Genomic DNA, 17,239 nt, shown 5'->3' with positions numbered 1-17,239 from the left:
ATTAGATACAGGTTTTAGCTTCCTCTAAAAGTTCCTTTGTGAACTTGTCTATCTGGTCTTTTGAGAAAGAATTTCGGAAAGCTCTAAGGCACATCCCCAAGCTACAGTAAATCCAGCTCCTCCATGTCCATAATTATGAAAGACATTCGGGAAATCGGGATCAAATTCGAATCTGACGGCACTGCGTTTTGGCCTAAGCCCTACAATCACTTCCAGAATCTCAGGATTCTTTCTAATTCCAAAGGTCTTAAGTCGACTTAAAATCAAATCAGTGTCTTTTGGATCAATAGATTCATTCCAGTCATCATCATAGTCTGTACCTCCAATGACCGAATCCTGACTTCGGTTGATGATATAAGAGAGGGCTCCTTTTTTGGTGGGATCAGCGAAAGAAGGAACCGTAAGTTTTTCTGCCCGAAGGATCTGTCCACGCATAGGATGAAGATCTTCGTCCTGACATAATGCTCTTGCACCAAGACCCGTACAATTAATTACCCATGAATCCAGGCCGGCAACCTCAACCATACTTGCTAGCGTTTTTTGCTCATAGCTTCCTCCCAAGCTTAAAAACTTTTCGAACAAATAAGGAAGATAAAGTGGAGGTTCGGCAAGGGGAACATCTGCAATGAACCCTTTTTCCATCCCATTGGGTAATTCATCAGGTCTTGCTTTTCTGACAGTTCCCGGCGGTAATTGATCGACCCAATCTTCTTTGCTTTCATCTACATAGGCATTAAGAAAAGGAACAAAAGAAATACCGGGAGCAATTCCAGCTTCTTTTTTATATCGGTCAAAAGATTGGGCGGCCCATAGACTAGACTTCTTTAAAGGTTCAATGGCATAGGGAAACCAAACTGCCCCTACTTTATTGGAAAGGGTCTTATCAAATCGCTCTTTGGCAACAATGCGAACTTGAAAACCTTGCTCTTGAAGGGCAATTGCAGAGGTTAGTCCAATAATCCCTGACCCGATAACTGTTACGGATTTCATTTCTCAAAAAACTGAATCCAGTCACTTTCGGCTGCCAAATAGCCAAAGGAAGAGAATGCTTGGCTATCCAACAATTCCTCCATAAGTAATCTGGCTTGAGCCGTGTCTCCATGATATAAATACCAATTCGCAACGCCATAGCGGATAGCATCATTGGAAGGGTTACCTGGGCCAGTTTGAATCAGTGAATCTACAGGAATCCAACCTTTGTAAAGTCGGCAAAGGTCGGCATAGCTTTGGTTTTCAATCACAGTTGAGTCTTTGTGAATCGGTGCCAAAAGGGAATCTGCTTTTTCGGGATTTCCCATCCTTTGCTGAATCATATACAGCCAATGCGTGCTGGATACAATATTATCGTAATTACTACCGCTTTCTCGACATTTCAGATAAGCCTCAAAGGCTTTTTGGTAATTCTGCTTGAGGTAGTAGGCTAAGCCTAAATGGTAGTAAATATTCCCATGAAGGGTACTCACAGGAATATTCAAGGCATTGGGCATGCCATCCGGTTCTATTTCATTGGTTGTTCCTTGAATCAACTCGGCAGCCTTTTCTAAATCTGCGATCGCTTGATCATATTCTCGAATGGAGATATAGCGATGGCCTCTATGTCGATAGAGTCGGGGGTCTTGAGGGAATTTTTCTATTCCTTTGCTATAGATAGAAATTGCTTCTTGGTATTGACCCAAATAAGCTGCCCTTCGACCATACCAAATCAAGGCTTCCACATCTTCCGGATTGGCTAGGTAAGTTGCCTTTGCTTCATTATATTGGGCTATACTCTTTTCAGAGGGTTGGGGGATTTCGTAGGTTTTACCCAATGGAGTGGTAAAGGAAGTTTCCTTTTCTATTTCTTCCTTTTTCTCCTGCTTTTGGGTGCAAGCAAAAAGAATTGAAAGGCAACAAAGCATTAAAATAAAACGCATGGCAAATTTAAATAATGGTGTTTTTCTAGGGGTTGATTAATTCTTGAAAATTAAATTCCCAAAGCTTTTCGATTGAAAATGCAATTGGGGGATGATTCCTTTCGATTCAAAATAGCCAGCGTATTCTCAACCGTCATGGTACACATTTGAGTGTAGGTGGTTTTTGTCAAGCTTCCAACATGCGCAGTAATTAATGTATTTGGATGTTTGATCAAAGGCTCATCCGCTTCTGGCGGTTCTACCGCCAAAACATCAGCCGCAAAACCTCCTAATTTCCCTGATTCCAAAGCTTCATTTAAAGCTTTTTGATCTATGATTTTTCCTCTTGCAGTATTAATCAGAAGTGCGCCTTTTTTCATTTGTGCCAATGCTTCTGAATTGATCAAATTTTCAGTTTCTGAAGTGAGAGGAAGGTGGAGACTGATAATATCTGAATTATTCAATACTTCCTGAAGGGAAAGTATAGGGTAGGGTACATCTTCCTTAAAAGCACTCCAATAACAAACTTTCACTCCCAATGCCTCGGCAATTTTAGCGACCTTTTTTCCGATGTTTCCCATTCCCAAAATTCCAAGCGTTTTGCCATGAACCTCATCGCCTACATAATTTCCTCGATCTTTCCAGCGTCCTTCCTTGACCATGGAAAATGCGGTATACATGTTTCGCTGTAGATTGAGAATAAGGCTTATGGTATGTTCAGCAATAGTATTGGCATTGCTATTGGGCGCATTGACGACTTTTATTTTCCGTTTGGAAGCCTCATCAACATCGATATTATCCAAGCCAACTCCAGCTCGCGCAATTAGTTGAAGACTGGGGATTTGGTCCATCAAATTGGCTCGGACCTGACCTTTTCCTCGGGTGATGATGGCTTGGATATTTCCTTCTTCAATGGCTGCTTGCAAGACTTCCTCATTAAAGGCGAAAATCACCTCATAGGAATTAGCCGCAAGGAGTATTTCCATGGCTTCCTCTGCCAAGGTCTCCAAAAGCAAAATCTTTTGCTTCATTTATTCTTATGGTAAAGGGTGGCATCTTTGGACTTGTAGCCTCGGAAATCATTTCTACCGGAAACATAAATCCCAGGCTTGAACAGTTCGTCTTCAAATATCCTAGGGTCAATTTTCGCATCTGGAGCAGAGGAAAGCTCAAGCAGATTTCCAGATGGATCCCGAACAAACATCTGAATCGGTCCATCGGGTAATTGTCGTACATAGCCCCAAGGATTGACGTCAATTACTCCCAGTTCCTTCATTCGCCAATAGATGGCATTGATATCATCTACTTGCAGACACATGTGTCCCCGGAAAGAATATACATCATCCCATTCGGTCAGGTGTAGTTGTTGGTCTTCATTGATCTTGAAGAAAGCGGTCGGATAGTCAAATAAAAATGCAGGGATTGGTTCCATCCCCAATTCCTTTTCATAAAACTCACAAGCCTCTTCCAAATTGCTTACCACTAAGGCGATGTGATTGATTTGTATTGCTTTTGCCATGATTTTATTGTTTGAATTCGTTTACAAAATCCCAATTGGGGGTCAATCCCAATCCGGGTTTATCCGGTTTTGCCAGCATGCCATCCTGGTCGACACTGATTTTTTCCTTCACTAAATCATACATCATCGGATTTCCTCCCAAGGAAAATTCAATGACATTGGCTGAAGGGGAAGCAAAGGCAACGGAAGCCCCTGCCATGAAGGAAAAAGCAGATCCCCAACAGTGAGGTGCTAGTTCCAATTGATAGGTATGAGCCAATTGAGCAACACGCATCGCTTCTGTAATTCCACCTATGATGGCGCAATCAGGCTGAATCACATCCAAGGCTTTCTCACCAATCAGGTCCCTTACATCGAAGGCGGTGTATTCACTTTCCCCTGCAGCAATAGGAATATGGGTGCTAGCCCGAACTTCCGCAGTTCCTATTTTATTATCCGGGCTGATAGGTTCTTCAAACCAATACAGATTACAATCTGCAACCCCTCTACAAAACTGTTTGGCCTCTGGAACGCTGAAGGTGCCATGAGCATCCGTCATCAATTTGATATGATCAGGGAGTGCTTCCCGGGCAGCTTTCACTCGTTTGATGCTTTCTCCCACACTTTCATCCATTACCCCGACACGCATCTTGACTCCGGAAAATCCTTTTTCGGTATAGCCCAATAATTGTTCTCCTATGGCTTCGGTATTGGCCCATCCCCCACTTGCATAGGCTGGCATTTTATCGCGACAGCTTCCTCCTAAAAGATCCACAATCGGGGCACCCAAGGATTTTCCTTTGATATCCCATAAGGCAGTATCGATTCCACTCAAAGCTGAAATAGTCAATCCTCTTCTTCCTAAAATCGGGAATTTACGGCCTCTGGAAAGGGCATAATGGTCTCTTGTTCCATTGTAAACGATCTCCCAAATTCGATTAATTTCTCCTGCATCCTGACCAATAAGAGCAGGTTTGAGTTCATGCTCAATACAACTCACGATGCTGGCGCAGGAACCTGAAGAACCTACAGCTGCTTTTGCCTCTCCAAAGCCTTGCAAGCCTGTATCGGTGGTAACCACAACCAAAGTCATGTCGAAATTGGTCAACAGTCCATAATCGGAGCGATGTTGCTTTTCCTTGGGAATAGGACAGCGCAACCAATAAGCCTCTATGTTGACGATCTTCATGATAGGTAAGGCTTTAAAAGGTCTGCTGATCGCTGAGTAAGCATGGAATAAAAATCCTCTGTAATGGCTGTACTTCCATGATCTTGTAAAAACTTCAACTGCTCCTCGCTCAATCCTTCCGGTGCTTCATCGATAGAATTTGGATAAGGGTTGGCTGGGGTACGATCTATAGGAGGACAGAATTCAACTGAAAGCGTTTCATCATAGCCAATTTCAGCCAAGGTACTCATGATCCGTTTCCAGTCTAGTTTACCCATTCCTGGAGCCATACGGTTGTTGTCAGCAACATGGAAATTCACCAATCTGGAACCCATTCGCTTCATAGTTGCAAACATGTCCACTTCTTCAATATTCATGTGGAAAGTATCCAAACATACCCCGCAATTCGGGCCTACAGCTTCAGCCAAAGCCAATGCTTGATCACCTCGATTGATGAAGTAGGTTTCAAATCGATTGATTGGTTCGATCCCGATTCGAAGACCATTGGCTTCGGTAAATTCATATACTTGTTTGACTCCTTCTACAGCCCATTCCCATTCCTCTTCAGGGCGTGCGTCCGGGATGATTTTACCTACGGTAGCGGGCACCAAGGAAATCACTTTTCCTCCCAAATCCTTGACCATTTGAGCAAGGTCTAAAACATATTGTACGGAGCGTTTGCGCTGATCAGGGTCCTTAGCTAAGAGGTTTCGTTCTTCAAGCATGAGGGTGACCGAACCCCAACATTGGATTCCGTATTTTTCAAGCAGCTCTTTCACCTCTTGTGTATCATACATTTCGGGGGCGCCCTGTATTTCTAAATGGGTATATCCGAGCGCTGAAATTCGCTTCAAAGTACTCTCCAGCGTTTCCGCCCGCATCCAATTATGAATGGCTAATCGCATAAATCAATAGGTTTATTGTTGTTCAGCTTTAAGTTAGTTGAAAATTTTGAAAAAGGGGCCCGAGGCTACTTTGAGAACTCTATTTTCAGATCAAAGGCGAAATATTTATATGGGATAATTAAGGGTTAACTATTCCCCTTCACATAATTTTGCCTCTCTTTGAATCCCAGAACTTCTCTGATTTTCCGGTTGGAAAATAAAGCTTCACGCTACTCCTTTTCCCATAGCGAAGGAACACTGGGAAAGAAGCGATTAGCTAGCTCTTTCCTTGGGAGAATCCCTCAATAGTGATCATTTTTAGTATTGAAAATTTCAAATCCTAGACCCTCGAATTGTATAAAGAAATCCACAATTTGACCTAAATCAGGGGTGTCGATATGGTAAAAAGCTCAAAAAAAGAAGAAAAGAAAGCCCAAAAAGGAACTCAGGGGATGTTTTTGAATTTAAGGGTTTGCAGGAGGGTCAGCGGAAATCCAAAATCCTAATTTTTAAAACCTGTCTGCAAAAGCCTCGATTTTTATTCAATCTCAAAAACCACTTTATGGAGCTTCCCATTTGAGAAAGGAAATTTCCCTAAGTGCTCATATTCTTCATTCACAGGAAGACCTTCGTCTCGCCCGATATCAAAAGTTTCGTGACCGGTGAAGGCCGCATAGACCGTGGCAATAATATCCATTTCACCTACCTTTTGATCATTAATAAAGAATTCTACCAGTGAAGGCCCATTCAGTCGAGCTTCCTTCATGGTGTGTTTTAGAGTGATTTTGACCTCGCCTTCCGGAATTGGCACATTTCCATTAAAGTCATGCCAATATAGTCCCAAGGTGGAGTAACTATACCTCAGCTTACCGTCTTTGATGAATAGCGCCTGACCACCTAGTCTTTCCCCGACTGCATAGATTACCCCTTCAGTTTGTTTGGTAGCAGTGAGGTATGCATTGATTTCGTAATTAGTAGATTTGATTTCAGGGCCTGCAAGTTCTGGAACCCGATACACATTTGGGGTGAGTTCCCAGTATTTTTTTGCTGCCCGCTGCGGGTTGGATTCAGGTTGAAGAGCTCTACCCATTGACCCACCGATGGGATAGACATCGTACTTTTCGGCCTCTTTCCAGAATAATTCCTCTAACTCTTTAACCTTTTCAGGGTATTGATCAGCCAAGTTTACCGATTGGATAGGGTCTTCATTGATGTTATACAATTCCCATTCGGTATTCAGAGGATCAAAATTCTTGAGAGCTTCCGGGTCTACCGACCAAGGTACCCGATAGGGTTTTCCGGAAATTGTCCAACCCTCATGATAAAGCCCCATGAAGCCGGTCATTTCAAAATATTGGGTGGGATGATTGGTTTTGGCATCAGGATCATTCCAAGCATAAGTCAGGGATTTGCCAGGGTATTCTATCCTTTTCTGCCCATTTACATAGTCAGGTGTTGGTACTCCGGTCACTTCCAATATGGTGGGGACGATATCAGTAATATTTTGGAATTGTCTTCGCCATTCACCTTTGGCCTTAATAGCCTTTGGATACCGAATCGCAGTTGCGGCAATAGTTCCTCCAAAATGAGATGCTATTTGCTTGGTCCATTGGAATGGGGTAGAGGAAGCATAAGACCAACCAACCGAATAATGATTAGCCAGATGTGGTCCGCCCCATTCTTCAATTCCTCCAAACTCTTCCAATTTTTCCAATTGTTGTTCCATCGTTAATGGAGGAAATCCATTTTGAAATAATAACTCAGAAAAGGTTCCGGTAGGTGTTCCCTCAGCTGTTACCCCATTATCCGCAGTCAGATAAATCACCAAGGTATTGTCCAGTTCACCCATTTCTTCCAGTCTGTTAATCACTCTGCCAATATGATGGTCTACATGTTCCATAAAGGCGGCATTTACCTCCATTTGTCGGGATAAATATTTCTTCCCCTCATCACTAAATGAATCCCATTCGGGAATAACCTCCGGCCATTCCACCAACTGGGCATTTTCGGGAACCAAGCCTAGTTTCTTCTGTCTTTCTAATAATTCCTGTTGGTAGACATGCCAACCTTCATCGAATTTGCCCTTGTATTTGTCACGCCACTCTTCGGGAACTTGTATCGGTGCATGCACAGCTCCGGGGGCATAGTACATAAAGAATGGATTTTCTCTCAAGCCTTTCCAATTGTCCAGCCATTTGATGGCTTGATCAGCCATGCCATGAGAAAGGTGGAATGTAGAGCCGTCTGCATTGGTTTTTGGTGTTTCAATGGCAGTTGTATTTTCATAGAGTAGGGGATGAAATTGATTGGTTTCCCCTCCCAGAAATCCCCAGAAATACTCAAACCCCCACATTCCTGTCGGCCAACTTTCAAATGGACCCGCCGGTGAAGCCTCTTCCATAGGTGTATTATGCCACTTTCCAAATGCCGCAGTGGCATAGCCGTTTTCGGTAAGTATTTTTGCGATGGAAGGAGTGGTGTAATCAATCTGTGAATTATAGCCTGGATAGCCGGTAGCAAACTCAGAAATAATCCCCGTTCCGATCTGATGGATATTATACCCGGTCAAAATGGAACCACGGCTCGGCGAACAGACAGCGGCCACTGAAAAATGAGTATAACGGATGCCTTCATCTCCAATTCGGTCAAAAGTAGGAGTTTGCATCACCCCTCCAAAAGAAGAAGCATTGGAATAGCCAGCATCATCCAGTAAAATTATCAACACATTGGGCGCGCCTTCCGGTGCTTTCGGAGGTCCTATGAAATAAGGTTTAGAATCTGCCAGCGTTTTTCCCTGGACTCCTTTCCATTCTTCCTTTTGATAAGGAATCGCATTTTCGTCTGAAGATTTTTCAGGAGCCTGGCAACTGGCAATTAGGAAAAAAAATCCAAGTGTAATGAAATTTAGCTTTTTCATAGAGAGGGCTTTTACTTGTTGTTAAAAGTATATACGTGAAGCTGCTTAAATCACAAAATACTAAGAGTCGCTAAAAAATTTTGGACAGCATTGTCTAGATTCTAAAGAGTTTTTTGGAAGAAGCGAACTTATTTCTAGCTAATGAAACCCTAAGCTTAGCGGGTTTTCTGTATGATTAATCCTGAAAAAAGGCCAAGCGTATTTTCCATGATTTCCATAGCCACGGAAATCATATTTTCTACGTTGAAATCATTTGGGTTGACACGGATATACCAAGTATCCGTGAGCGTGTGGTAAAATTGGATTAAATCTTCATCCGAACCGGTAGTTCTGAACAATTGCTTGATATGTGGCAGAAGTATGGTTAGGGCTTCATTATTCCCTTTTTTATAGATGTCTAAAAACTCGTCTTGGTCTCTGTGTAGGAGCAATTGTCGATGGAAAAGAATTCCTTCTTTGTTTGCATACATCACTTTATAAAGATCAGGAACGATGTCTTTGACCTCCTTTTTCAGTTCTGATAGATAGCTATTGATTTTTTTCTGATGAAAAATCAGCAGTTCTTCTCCTAGTGCTTCTTTGGAATCAAAGTGATAATAGAGCGAGGCTCTAGGCAATTTGCTCTTTTCTGCTAGCGCATTTAAGCTGAATTCGGGACCTGATAAGGCAAATTCAGAATAGGCTGCTTCAATCCATTTATCTTTTGCTCCTTGGGTCATTTTTAACTGTTGAACCGAAATTCAATTAACTGAAAATCAACTAAAATACCTTGATTTTATAGAAAAGAAATGAATATTTCTACAAAAAAAGACCCACGGTTTCAACCGTGGGCTATTGAAATTTACAGCTTCAGATTAGTGAATAATCACTTCACAAATAACACCCCATCCAGGAGTAGTCAAGACTTTATTTTGACTAGGGGTAGTTTGAAACTACGTCCCGAGTATCCTCACCGATTTGCAATCGGTTTAAACTCACTTCAGAAACAATACTCCCACGCTTAGCCAAACAATCAAACTACACTCAGGCAGAGATTCCGTTGAAATAGTCTTTTGTTTATGAGTATAAATGCACTAACTAGATTCCTGCATTTTTAAAAAAATCAAGTTAGTAAGATTAAAAATTCGGAATCCTTCCTAACAATTTTTAAGAGTTCAATATTTAGGAAATTATTTAAAAATCTGATTTCTCAGTATTCTATTGATTCTGATCCTGAGAATGGAAGTCCTCACTTAAGAAAATCTTACGTACAGATTCCTCAAAAACTTGCTCTTCTTTTTTAATATTCTCGCAGTATTCAGTAAAGTCTTTAACTCTCAAAGAATAATTTTGGAGACAGTCTTCAATTTTAGAAATAATTGATGCCAAAGAGACTGTTTTTTCATCAAATTTATATTCTTCAGGGATTGAAATATCATTCTTATTTGCAGCAGCTCCCTTTTTTCCAGTGATAATGCAACAGCCTGATAATGCAGCTTCTCTAGGAAGTCGGTCTTTTCCTGGATGGTGCCCAAAATCAATGTAGATTTTACTTATCGAAAGTATATCTTGGACTTCTTGTGGTCTCATATTTTGAATTGGGAACCAATTCAAGTCCGGCCGCTTAGAAATGATCTTTTTGGTGAATTCAAATCCTTTTGAGGGATTATAGAGGATATTATCTTTTTTGAAAGAGTATTTTAAACTCTCATTTATAAAAACAGTATTCAGATAATCAGAAAGTGCTTTCTTTTGAATAGAAATGTTATTTTTAACTAAAAAAGACTTTGCGTATTCTGATTGATAAAGGTGAAGGATTTTACCTGAGTCTTTGGATTGGAAAGTGAATATTTTCTTTGGAAGAAAGACCTTTCTATTCCTAATTGATTTTTTCACCAAATGAAAAAAGCTAAAATTTAACTTTCTTTTTATGAGGTAATTATCAACACTCAACCACCAAATCGATTTTTGAATCCTGTGGTATCTATATAGGAAATCGGTGTAGATTTCTGGCACAATCAGTAAATTTTCTCCGCGGTCAACGATGTAGTTAGTGTGGTGAGTATTGTATTTTAAAAAGTTTTCATGGACAGGGTTGGTATGGGTTTGATTTAAATAATAAATCTTTGTATTTGAAAACCCTAGGCTTGTAAGTTTATTGGCAAGTTGATGAATGACCTCAGTTCCTCCTGTTGCGTGATTGGCAGGACAAACTAGGTAAATTTTGGAAGTTTGGGTCAGTTTAAAATTCATTACCAACAATTAAAAAGTTTCATTCATGGCTTTTTCTATAATTTGATGCATGTCATAGTATTTGTATTCGGCTAGTCTTCCCCCAAAATGAATTGATTTTAAAGATTTAGCTAAGTTTTGATATTTGGCTAATAGTCTTTGATTCCGATCATCATTAATAGGATAGTAAGGCTCCTTTTCCTTAGAAAATTCATGTGGGAACTCCCGGGTTATAATTGTATTTTTCTGAGTTCCAAATTCAAAATATTTATGTTCTAGAATTCGAGTAAATGGGACTTCTTTGTCGGTGTAATTCACTACAGCATTACCTTGAAAATTTTCAAACTCTAAAACCTCATGCTCAAAGTGAAGGCTTCTATATTCTAATTTTCCAAATTGATAGTCGAAATATTCATCAATTTTTCCTGTGTAAACAATTTTAAGAGCTAGTTGGTCCAATTCAGCTTTATGCTCAAAATAATTACAATTGATTTTAACTTCAATCCCATCTAAAAGTCTTTTGATAAGTCTTGTGTAGCCTCCAATAGGGATTCCTTGAAAGACGTCATTGAAATAGTTGTTGTTATATGTGAATCGAATTGGTAATCTACGAATGATAAACGCAGGAATTTCTTTTGCAGGTCGTCCCCATTGCTTCTCAGAATATCCTTTGATCAGCTTTTCATAGATATCTTTTCCTAACGAGGTTAAGGCTTGTTCTTCAAGGTTTTTTGGGTTTGTAATGTGTCTGAACTGAAACCTTTGTTCTTCGATTTTTTCTTTGGCTTCTTTTTCTGTTTTTACCCCCCAGAGCTGTTCGAAGGTGTGCATGTTAAAGGGGAGATTGTAGAGATTGCCTTTATAATTGGCCAATGGGGAGTTTGTGAAATTATTGAATTTCACGAAAGAATTAACATAATCCCAAACCATTCGGTTGTTGGTATGAAAAATATGGGCTCCATATTTATGGACATTAATTCCTTCAATATTTGTAGTGTAAATATTTCCTCCAATATGAGACCGCTTGTCAATGACTAGGCATTTTTTACCTCTTCTTGTAGCCTCACAGGCAAATACAGACCCATATAATCCAGCACCAACAATTAAGTAATCATATTTCCATTGTTCCATTGTTAGAATAAAAATAAAATATTGGATGATAGAAACTTATTCCCCTACAATCAAATGCCTTTTGCTTAGGCATATTTGAGATTTGTAATAATTGATTCCCAAAAAAATTAACCCCCAAAAGCCTTAGGCTGTAAAATATCAAGGGCTATAGATGCTGCACATCGCAGTTGAAAACTACAATAGTTTGATTGTTTTAAGTAGAATGTCAAGGTGTCACTATTGGCCCAAGTAAACCCAGGTGTTAAATCGAAATCATCGATTTCAATCAATTGGTACTCACTATCATTTTGAAAAAATCTCCCCCCTTCATCACATTGAATTATTCTTCTTTTCAACCTTCCATTCGTAATAGGTTTATCAGAATTTGGGTTTTCTGGGCTATTCATATACGATGGATATAAAGCAAAATCCGTTGAAATTCCCCATTCATGATCTCTTTTTATTAGAAACTCGATTTTTTCTCCGGTATTTCTATAAGCTAATTGGACTAAGCCCTGATTCTGAATTTTATATAAAGGCTGGGACCACGCTTTCACCTCTCTATTTGTTGCAGAAAAATGAAAAAAGCCAATAGCGGGAAGCGATGGTTTTTTTGGAGTTATGCCTGATTCAGACTTCCTCCAATTATTTAATTGATCCAGAGGAATCATTTTATAAGTCCCTAATGAGCTATTCTTTGGGGGATCTATTTTCATTTCATTACTATTCATTCTATGCTCCATCAAAAAGCCGTCCCAGTCAAAAACTGCTAGAAGTGAACGAAGATCTGCATTTAAAAAATTATTTTCTTCCAAGACTCCTTTTATTGCTCGAAGGGAAGCCCAGATCATATTCTCTTGGGTTTCAATAAAATCTTCTGTAAACAGGTAGTGATGGGTTTTACTTTTTTGGAAATATTTTGAACCAAGGTCATGCTGCATAGAGTGGGTGATAAGATTGCACCCAGGTACAAAACTTGTAAAGTATTCTATGTATGCTGTCGCTTTTCCTCCGTGTAATCTTAAGTAGTTTGCTGGCGTACTTTGAATAGTGGGACCAAATTGAATCACTCCAGTATTTCCGGGTTCTACACGTGCCTGAAGTAAAACATAAAGTTCATTATGTTGTCGCGCAATGATCAAACCTGTCAATGCACTCTGAGGCTGGTACAGCATTAGTTTTTGATCGCTCCGGTCAGCTAAATTTTCCACACCGATTACTTGGAAGAACCCTTTAGAAGTGTGTGATAATGCACCATCTGAAAAATCCCATTGATTTTGAGATTTAAATTCGATTTCTTTTAATAAGAACTCAGATTTTTTTTTAGTTTCATTTAAAAAATCCAGTAAAGTTCCTTTTGAATCAGCATAGGTTATGTGCTTTTGTTGAGGAGTTTTCATCTAAGATCTTTTCTATTTTATCAAAAGTTAAAATTGGGGATACTTGACCATTATGAGGGATTTCATAGAATTGATGACCACAGTATTTTGCTAAAATGGATTGGGCACCTTTGTTCATGAGTCCACTACTCAGTTGCATAATAACTGTTGAGTTTTTTGGCATCCAAAACATATTGAATAAGTCTGCTCCTCTGATAGCAATTAATGCTTTTGAGTGATTATGCACCCTTATTTGTTCTTTCAAATTATGCGCTCCTGGCTCAAAAATCAAGGAGTTATGGCCTCTTTTACCTAGATCATTATTTAAGCTATCAATACCTCTGAGTTGTCTTCGCTCAGATCCATAGCCCTTTAGCCATCTTTTTTCAACTGAAGCTCTTCCAATAGCAGTAGTGGGCGGGGCTGATCTTTTCAATATCAAAGTATAGGGTTCATAGCTTGTTTCACTTGGTGAATTTGCCCAATCAATCAATTTCTTTCTTATCTCATTAATTAGTTGTTCATATATTTTTGGGAAACTATCAAAGAATTCTAAATATACATCCCACCTGGGAATGGTGATAGCATCTTCTTTTTCGACAAATCTGTGGAATGTGAATACTGAAGCCTCGGTCCCTCTGAGCTTTACTTCAAGTTTCATAAGGCGTCTTTTTATTTTTTTCCGATAGGATTTCCAGTATCTTTTTGATAGCTCTAATTTCTTTATTGATAGTTGCCTCATTTCATAAGGGATCTGGCTTTCCTTCAGGTATTCTTCAAGGATGCTATCAGTCATTGGGTTACAACTATCTATAATCAGTTTTTTCCCCTTTAATTGGTCTTTGTTTTTATCAAACCAAACCAAAAATGGTAGAAAAAATCCCAGCATATAATGCCAATAATTTCCTAAATCACCCCCCTTTTTGGAGTCGGCTATTATCTTGATGTCTTTCATTCCACAAACAATACTCCAACTCCTGCTTCCTGTGCCATTTGGTTAAAGGAAGGAATTGCTGTTTGAATCAAGCGTTCGCCTTCATCCTTAAGCGGTTTCCACTCTTCCATCAGACGAGCATATTCAGCTTTGGTGCCTTCATTGATTTTCGGGATGCTGCTTTCGCCATGATTCAGCATAAAGAGGAAGTTAGCGGTAAACTTATTCGGGAAGTTTTCCACGTCGTCGTACGCGGTAGATCTTCGTTGGATCATATTCTCGTCCCAGGATTTTAATTCAGATAGTAATTTATCTCCAGCCTCTTTCAAAGCCTTATATTCTTCTTTGTCACCAATTTTCCCAATAAGCTCAGCCAATTGGTCCTGATAATCCTTGGCAGTATTGACCATAGTGTGCATGGTAGTTACTTCAGCCTCTAATTGACTCATCCAAGCATGATAGGCTTGATAATCTGAAGGACTTAAGTTGTAATCAGGAAGATCTTTGATTTTGGCTTTCGACTCCGAACTTACACCCATGCCACTTAGGCGAACCGTGTAGGTTCCGGGAATGGCCTTATGACCTCGATAACTGGATTCGATGTAAGCGCCCGGAATTCCCGGCATGGTCGGATAGCGCAAATCCCATACAAAACGATTCAATCCTTTTCGGTTGGAAATGATCGGTTCCATTGGAGGACCACCCGCCCAAGTTTTGGCTTCAGGGTCTCTTTTTGAAGAGATTTTTCTCACCAAATTCCCCTGAGCATCCAGAATCTCCAAAGTCAGTTCGGTAGAATCTGTTACCGATTCTGGAAGGGAATAGTGAATCACCATGCCATTTGCTGGGTTTAATCCTTGGAATGGGTGAGTTCCTTTAAAATCATCCAAATTCCCCCCATTCATGCTGGAATACCAATTTGCCAAAAGGGCATCTTCAGGCGTATAGAGAGTGATTTGATCTACCTCCGCTTTTACTTCCCGCACAACATTCAGTTCGTCCAAAATCCAAAAAGATCTTCCCGAAGTCGCCACAATCAAATCATCATGGGCCACTTTCAAGTCGGTGATCGGGGTGATGGGTAGGTTCAATTGGAAGGATTCCCAATTGGCTCCTCCATCTCGGGAGATATACATTCCCTGTTCGGTGCCTGCATAAAGCAGTCCCTCTTTTTCGGTATCTTCCCGAACTACCCGAGTAAATGCTCCATAAGGTATTCCTTTAGAAATATTGGTCCAAGTCTTTCCGTAGTCGGTCGTTTTGTAAAGAGCAGGGGTATAGTCGTTGAGTTTGTAGCGGGTCGTGGCGATATAGGCCGTAGCCGGATCATGAGGGGATACTTCAATCGCATTCACCAAAGTTTCCTGCATGCCTTTCGGTGTGACATTGGTCCAGGTGGCTCCATTGTCTTGAGTTAGGTGAACCAGACCGTCATCGCTTCCAGTCCAAATCACTCCAGCCTCATGTGGGCTTTCGATTACATAGGCTAAAGTCCCATAGTTTTCAGCGCCTACAGCTTCATTGGTAAAGGGTACACCCGGAGTTCCCTGCTTTTCCTTTTCATTTCGAGTCAGATCGGGTGATACTTCTGTCCAAGTTTGTCCCCAATCCTGAGTTTTCAGCAACACTTGGGCTCCATGATAAAAAGTGTTCGGCTCATGCTGAGACCAAATAATCGGAGCGTTCCAGTTGAAGCGATATTTCATGTCCTTAGCGCTCATTCCGAGGTATTGAATAGGGGCGGCCATTATATTGGTCGAACCTTGGGTCTGCATGTCCAAGACCTCAATCGTTCCCTGATAGCTTCCGCCTAAAACATATCTTGGGTCGTCCGGATCAAAGGCTAGGAAGGCAGATTCTCCACCTGCGGAGTAATTCCAATGCTCTTCTCCGATTCCTCCTCGGCCCAAAGCCATGCTGGAAATGACCACGGAAGTATTGTCCTGTTGCCCTCCATAAATTCGGTAAGGGAAATGGTTGTCTGTATTGATTCGATAAAACTGCGCCGTAGGCATATTATTTTGAGTGGACCAGGTTTCTCCCCCATTGAAAGTGATGGAACCGCCTCCATCATCTGCCAAAATCATATTTTTGGAGTTATTGGGGTTGATCCAAAGATCGTGGTAGTCTCCATGTGCTCCGTCTATGGCTTCAAAGGTTTTTCCTCCGTCAAATGACTTCAGCATTGGCGCGCTTTGCACCCAAACGGTATTCTCATCATTCGGATCGGCAAAAACTTCTATGTAATACCAAGCGCGCTGAGTCAATCGATTATCCTTGTTGACTAAGGTCCAGCTTTCTCCTGCGTTATTCGATACAAACAAACCGCCTAGGTCTTTATAGGTATCGCTTTCCACCAAAGCATAAACCTTATTTGGGTTGGCGCGGGAAACGGAAACGGCCATTTTCCCCTTTTCCTTAGGAAGACCATTTTCTATTTTCTTCCAGGTTTCCCCAGAATCTGTGGACTTGTACATACCCGAACCCGGACCGCCTGACTTCACCTGCCAAGGCAAACGCTGATGCTCCCACATGGCCGCATAAAGTACTTCAGGAGTATTCATGTCCATAGAAAGCTCCACGGCCCCGGTTTTGTCATCTACATAAAGAACCTTTTCCCAGGTATCGCCTCCATCGGTAGATTTAAAGACTCCTCGATCGGGATTGGGAGCGTTTAAAGCTCCTTGCGCTGCAACATAGACAATGTCTGGATTCGATGGGTGAATCTGAATTCTTGAAATGTGTTCTGTTTTTTCCAGGCCGAGTTTTTTCCAGGTTTTTCCTGCGTCAGTAGATTTATAGACTCCGTCTCCATAGGAAGTCATCACGCCTCTTGGTGCATGCTCGCCCATTCCTACATAGACGATATTGGGATTGCTTTCGGAGACTGCGACGGCACCTACCGATCCTGTGGTGAAAAAGCCATCCGAAATATTTTCCCAATGCTGTCCGGCATCGCTGGTTTTCCAGAGTCCTCCTCCTGTGGTGCCAAAGTAGTAGGTGAGAGGATCGCCCACCACTCCGGTAGCTGTTACAGAACGACCACCTCGATAGGGGCCGATATTTCGGTATTTGATGGGGAGATTTTGGTCAAAATTGACTTGGCCTACTGCTTCAAAAGTGAGAAGGAGCAGGAACAAAAAGATACTTTTCTTCATGATTTGGTGGTTTTGGCTTTAAGTTAGGAAATTGAGCCGAAACTTCAGTAGATCAAAAAATTACATAAGAGTTCAAATAAAAAAGCCA

General features: G+C 40.9%; 13 protein-coding genes. All 13 read right to left on the bottom strand.

Features of this window, described 5'->3' with window-relative positions:
* Positions 1-48: 48 nt before the first annotated feature.
* A complete protein-coding gene (locus tag E4S40_RS11190) occupies positions 49-990 on the bottom strand; it encodes an FAD-dependent oxidoreductase (protein ID WP_135074037.1) in 942 nt (313 codons plus the stop codon).
* Positions 987-1,913, bottom strand: coding sequence for a tetratricopeptide repeat protein (locus E4S40_RS11185; RefSeq protein WP_135074035.1), 927 nt, complete (start codon positions 1,911-1,913; stop codon positions 987-989). Before E4S40_RS11185 ends, E4S40_RS11190 begins: the two co-directional genes overlap by 4 nt.
* 50 nt (positions 1,914-1,963) lie before the next feature.
* A complete protein-coding gene (locus E4S40_RS11180) occupies positions 1,964-2,923 on the bottom strand; it encodes a 2-hydroxyacid dehydrogenase (protein WP_135074033.1) in 960 nt (319 codons plus the stop codon).
* Positions 2,920-3,411, bottom strand: coding sequence for a VOC family protein (locus tag E4S40_RS11175; RefSeq protein ID WP_135074031.1), 492 nt, complete (start codon positions 3,409-3,411; stop codon positions 2,920-2,922). Before E4S40_RS11175 ends, E4S40_RS11180 begins: the two co-directional genes overlap by 4 nt.
* A gap of 4 nt (positions 3,412-3,415) precedes the next feature.
* The gene (locus tag E4S40_RS11170; protein WP_135074029.1) at positions 3,416-4,579 is read right to left on the bottom strand and encodes a mandelate racemase/muconate lactonizing enzyme family protein; all 1,164 of its coding nucleotides are present in this window, start codon (positions 4,577-4,579) and stop codon (positions 3,416-3,418) included.
* A complete protein-coding gene (locus E4S40_RS11165) occupies positions 4,576-5,463 on the bottom strand; it encodes a sugar phosphate isomerase/epimerase family protein (protein ID WP_135074027.1) in 888 nt (295 codons plus the stop codon). The genes E4S40_RS11170 and E4S40_RS11165 overlap by 4 nt, the downstream gene beginning before the upstream one ends.
* Positions 5,464-5,980: 517 nt before the next feature.
* The gene (locus E4S40_RS11160; protein WP_135074025.1) at positions 5,981-8,359 is read right to left on the bottom strand and encodes an arylsulfatase; all 2,379 of its coding nucleotides are present in this window, start codon (positions 8,357-8,359) and stop codon (positions 5,981-5,983) included.
* A 155-nt stretch (positions 8,360-8,514) separates the two neighbouring features.
* Entirely contained in the window at positions 8,515-9,078 is a 564-nt protein-coding gene (locus tag E4S40_RS11155) for a TetR/AcrR family transcriptional regulator (RefSeq protein WP_135074023.1), read from the bottom strand.
* A 478-nt stretch (positions 9,079-9,556) separates the two neighbouring features.
* Positions 9,557-10,591 (bottom strand): hypothetical protein, encoded by a 1,035-nt coding sequence (locus E4S40_RS11150; RefSeq protein WP_135074021.1) that lies wholly within the window; start codon positions 10,589-10,591, stop codon positions 9,557-9,559.
* 9 nt (positions 10,592-10,600) lie between these two features.
* The gene (glf, locus tag E4S40_RS11145; RefSeq protein WP_135074019.1) at positions 10,601-11,701 is read right to left on the bottom strand and encodes a UDP-galactopyranose mutase; all 1,101 of its coding nucleotides are present in this window, start codon (positions 11,699-11,701) and stop codon (positions 10,601-10,603) included.
* Between the two features lie 107 nt (positions 11,702-11,808).
* Positions 11,809-13,080, bottom strand: coding sequence for an NDP-hexose 2,3-dehydratase family protein (locus tag E4S40_RS11140; protein WP_135074017.1), 1,272 nt, complete (start codon positions 13,078-13,080; stop codon positions 11,809-11,811).
* Positions 13,043-14,014, bottom strand: coding sequence for a glycosyltransferase 61 family protein (locus E4S40_RS11135; RefSeq protein WP_135074015.1), 972 nt, complete (start codon positions 14,012-14,014; stop codon positions 13,043-13,045). The genes E4S40_RS11140 and E4S40_RS11135 overlap by 38 nt, the downstream gene beginning before the upstream one ends.
* A complete protein-coding gene (locus E4S40_RS11130) occupies positions 14,011-17,151 on the bottom strand; it encodes a WD40/YVTN/BNR-like repeat-containing protein (RefSeq protein ID WP_135074014.1) in 3,141 nt (1,046 codons plus the stop codon). Before E4S40_RS11130 ends, E4S40_RS11135 begins: the two co-directional genes overlap by 4 nt.
* Positions 17,152-17,239 lie beyond the last annotated feature (88 nt).

The organism is Algoriphagus kandeliae, assembly GCF_004571135.1.
Classification (GTDB): Bacteria; Bacteroidota; Bacteroidia; order Cytophagales; family Cyclobacteriaceae; genus Algoriphagus; species Algoriphagus kandeliae.
Note: the sequence above shows the minus strand (reverse complement) of the source record. Positions and strands in the feature narration are given on the sequence as shown.

What these genes read in the sequence shown, in the direction of transcription:
- E4S40_RS11175 (WP_135074031.1), bottom strand. Translation starts at nt 3,411, where the DNA reads ATGGCAAAAGCAATACAAATCAATCACATCGCCTTAGTGGTAAGCAAT.
- E4S40_RS11155 (WP_135074023.1), bottom strand. Translation starts at nt 9,078, where the DNA reads ATGACCCAAGGAGCAAAAGATAAATGGATTGAAGCAGCCTATTCTGAA.
- E4S40_RS11180 (WP_135074033.1), bottom strand. Translation starts at nt 2,923, where the DNA reads ATGAAGCAAAAGATTTTGCTTTTGGAGACCTTGGCAGAGGAAGCCATG.
- E4S40_RS11160 (WP_135074025.1), bottom strand. Translation starts at nt 8,359, where the DNA reads ATGAAAAAGCTAAATTTCATTACACTTGGATTTTTTTTCCTAATTGCC.
- E4S40_RS11140 (WP_135074017.1), bottom strand. Translation starts at nt 13,080, where the DNA reads ATGAAAACTCCTCAACAAAAGCACATAACCTATGCTGATTCAAAAGGA.
- glf (WP_135074019.1), bottom strand. Translation starts at nt 11,701, where the DNA reads ATGGAACAATGGAAATATGATTACTTAATTGTTGGTGCTGGATTATAT.
- E4S40_RS11130 (WP_135074014.1), bottom strand. Translation starts at nt 17,151, where the DNA reads ATGAAGAAAAGTATCTTTTTGTTCCTGCTCCTTCTCACTTTTGAAGCA.
- E4S40_RS11165 (WP_135074027.1), bottom strand. Translation starts at nt 5,463, where the DNA reads ATGCGATTAGCCATTCATAATTGGATGCGGGCGGAAACGCTGGAGAGT.
- E4S40_RS11150 (WP_135074021.1), bottom strand. Translation starts at nt 10,591, where the DNA reads ATGAATTTTAAACTGACCCAAACTTCCAAAATTTACCTAGTTTGTCCT.
- E4S40_RS11170 (WP_135074029.1), bottom strand. Translation starts at nt 4,579, where the DNA reads ATGAAGATCGTCAACATAGAGGCTTATTGGTTGCGCTGTCCTATTCCC.
- E4S40_RS11190 (WP_135074037.1), bottom strand. Translation starts at nt 990, where the DNA reads ATGAAATCCGTAACAGTTATCGGGTCAGGGATTATTGGACTAACCTCT.
- E4S40_RS11185 (WP_135074035.1), bottom strand. Translation starts at nt 1,913, where the DNA reads ATGCGTTTTATTTTAATGCTTTGTTGCCTTTCAATTCTTTTTGCTTGC.
- E4S40_RS11135 (WP_135074015.1), bottom strand. Translation starts at nt 14,014, where the DNA reads ATGAAAGACATCAAGATAATAGCCGACTCCAAAAAGGGGGGTGATTTA.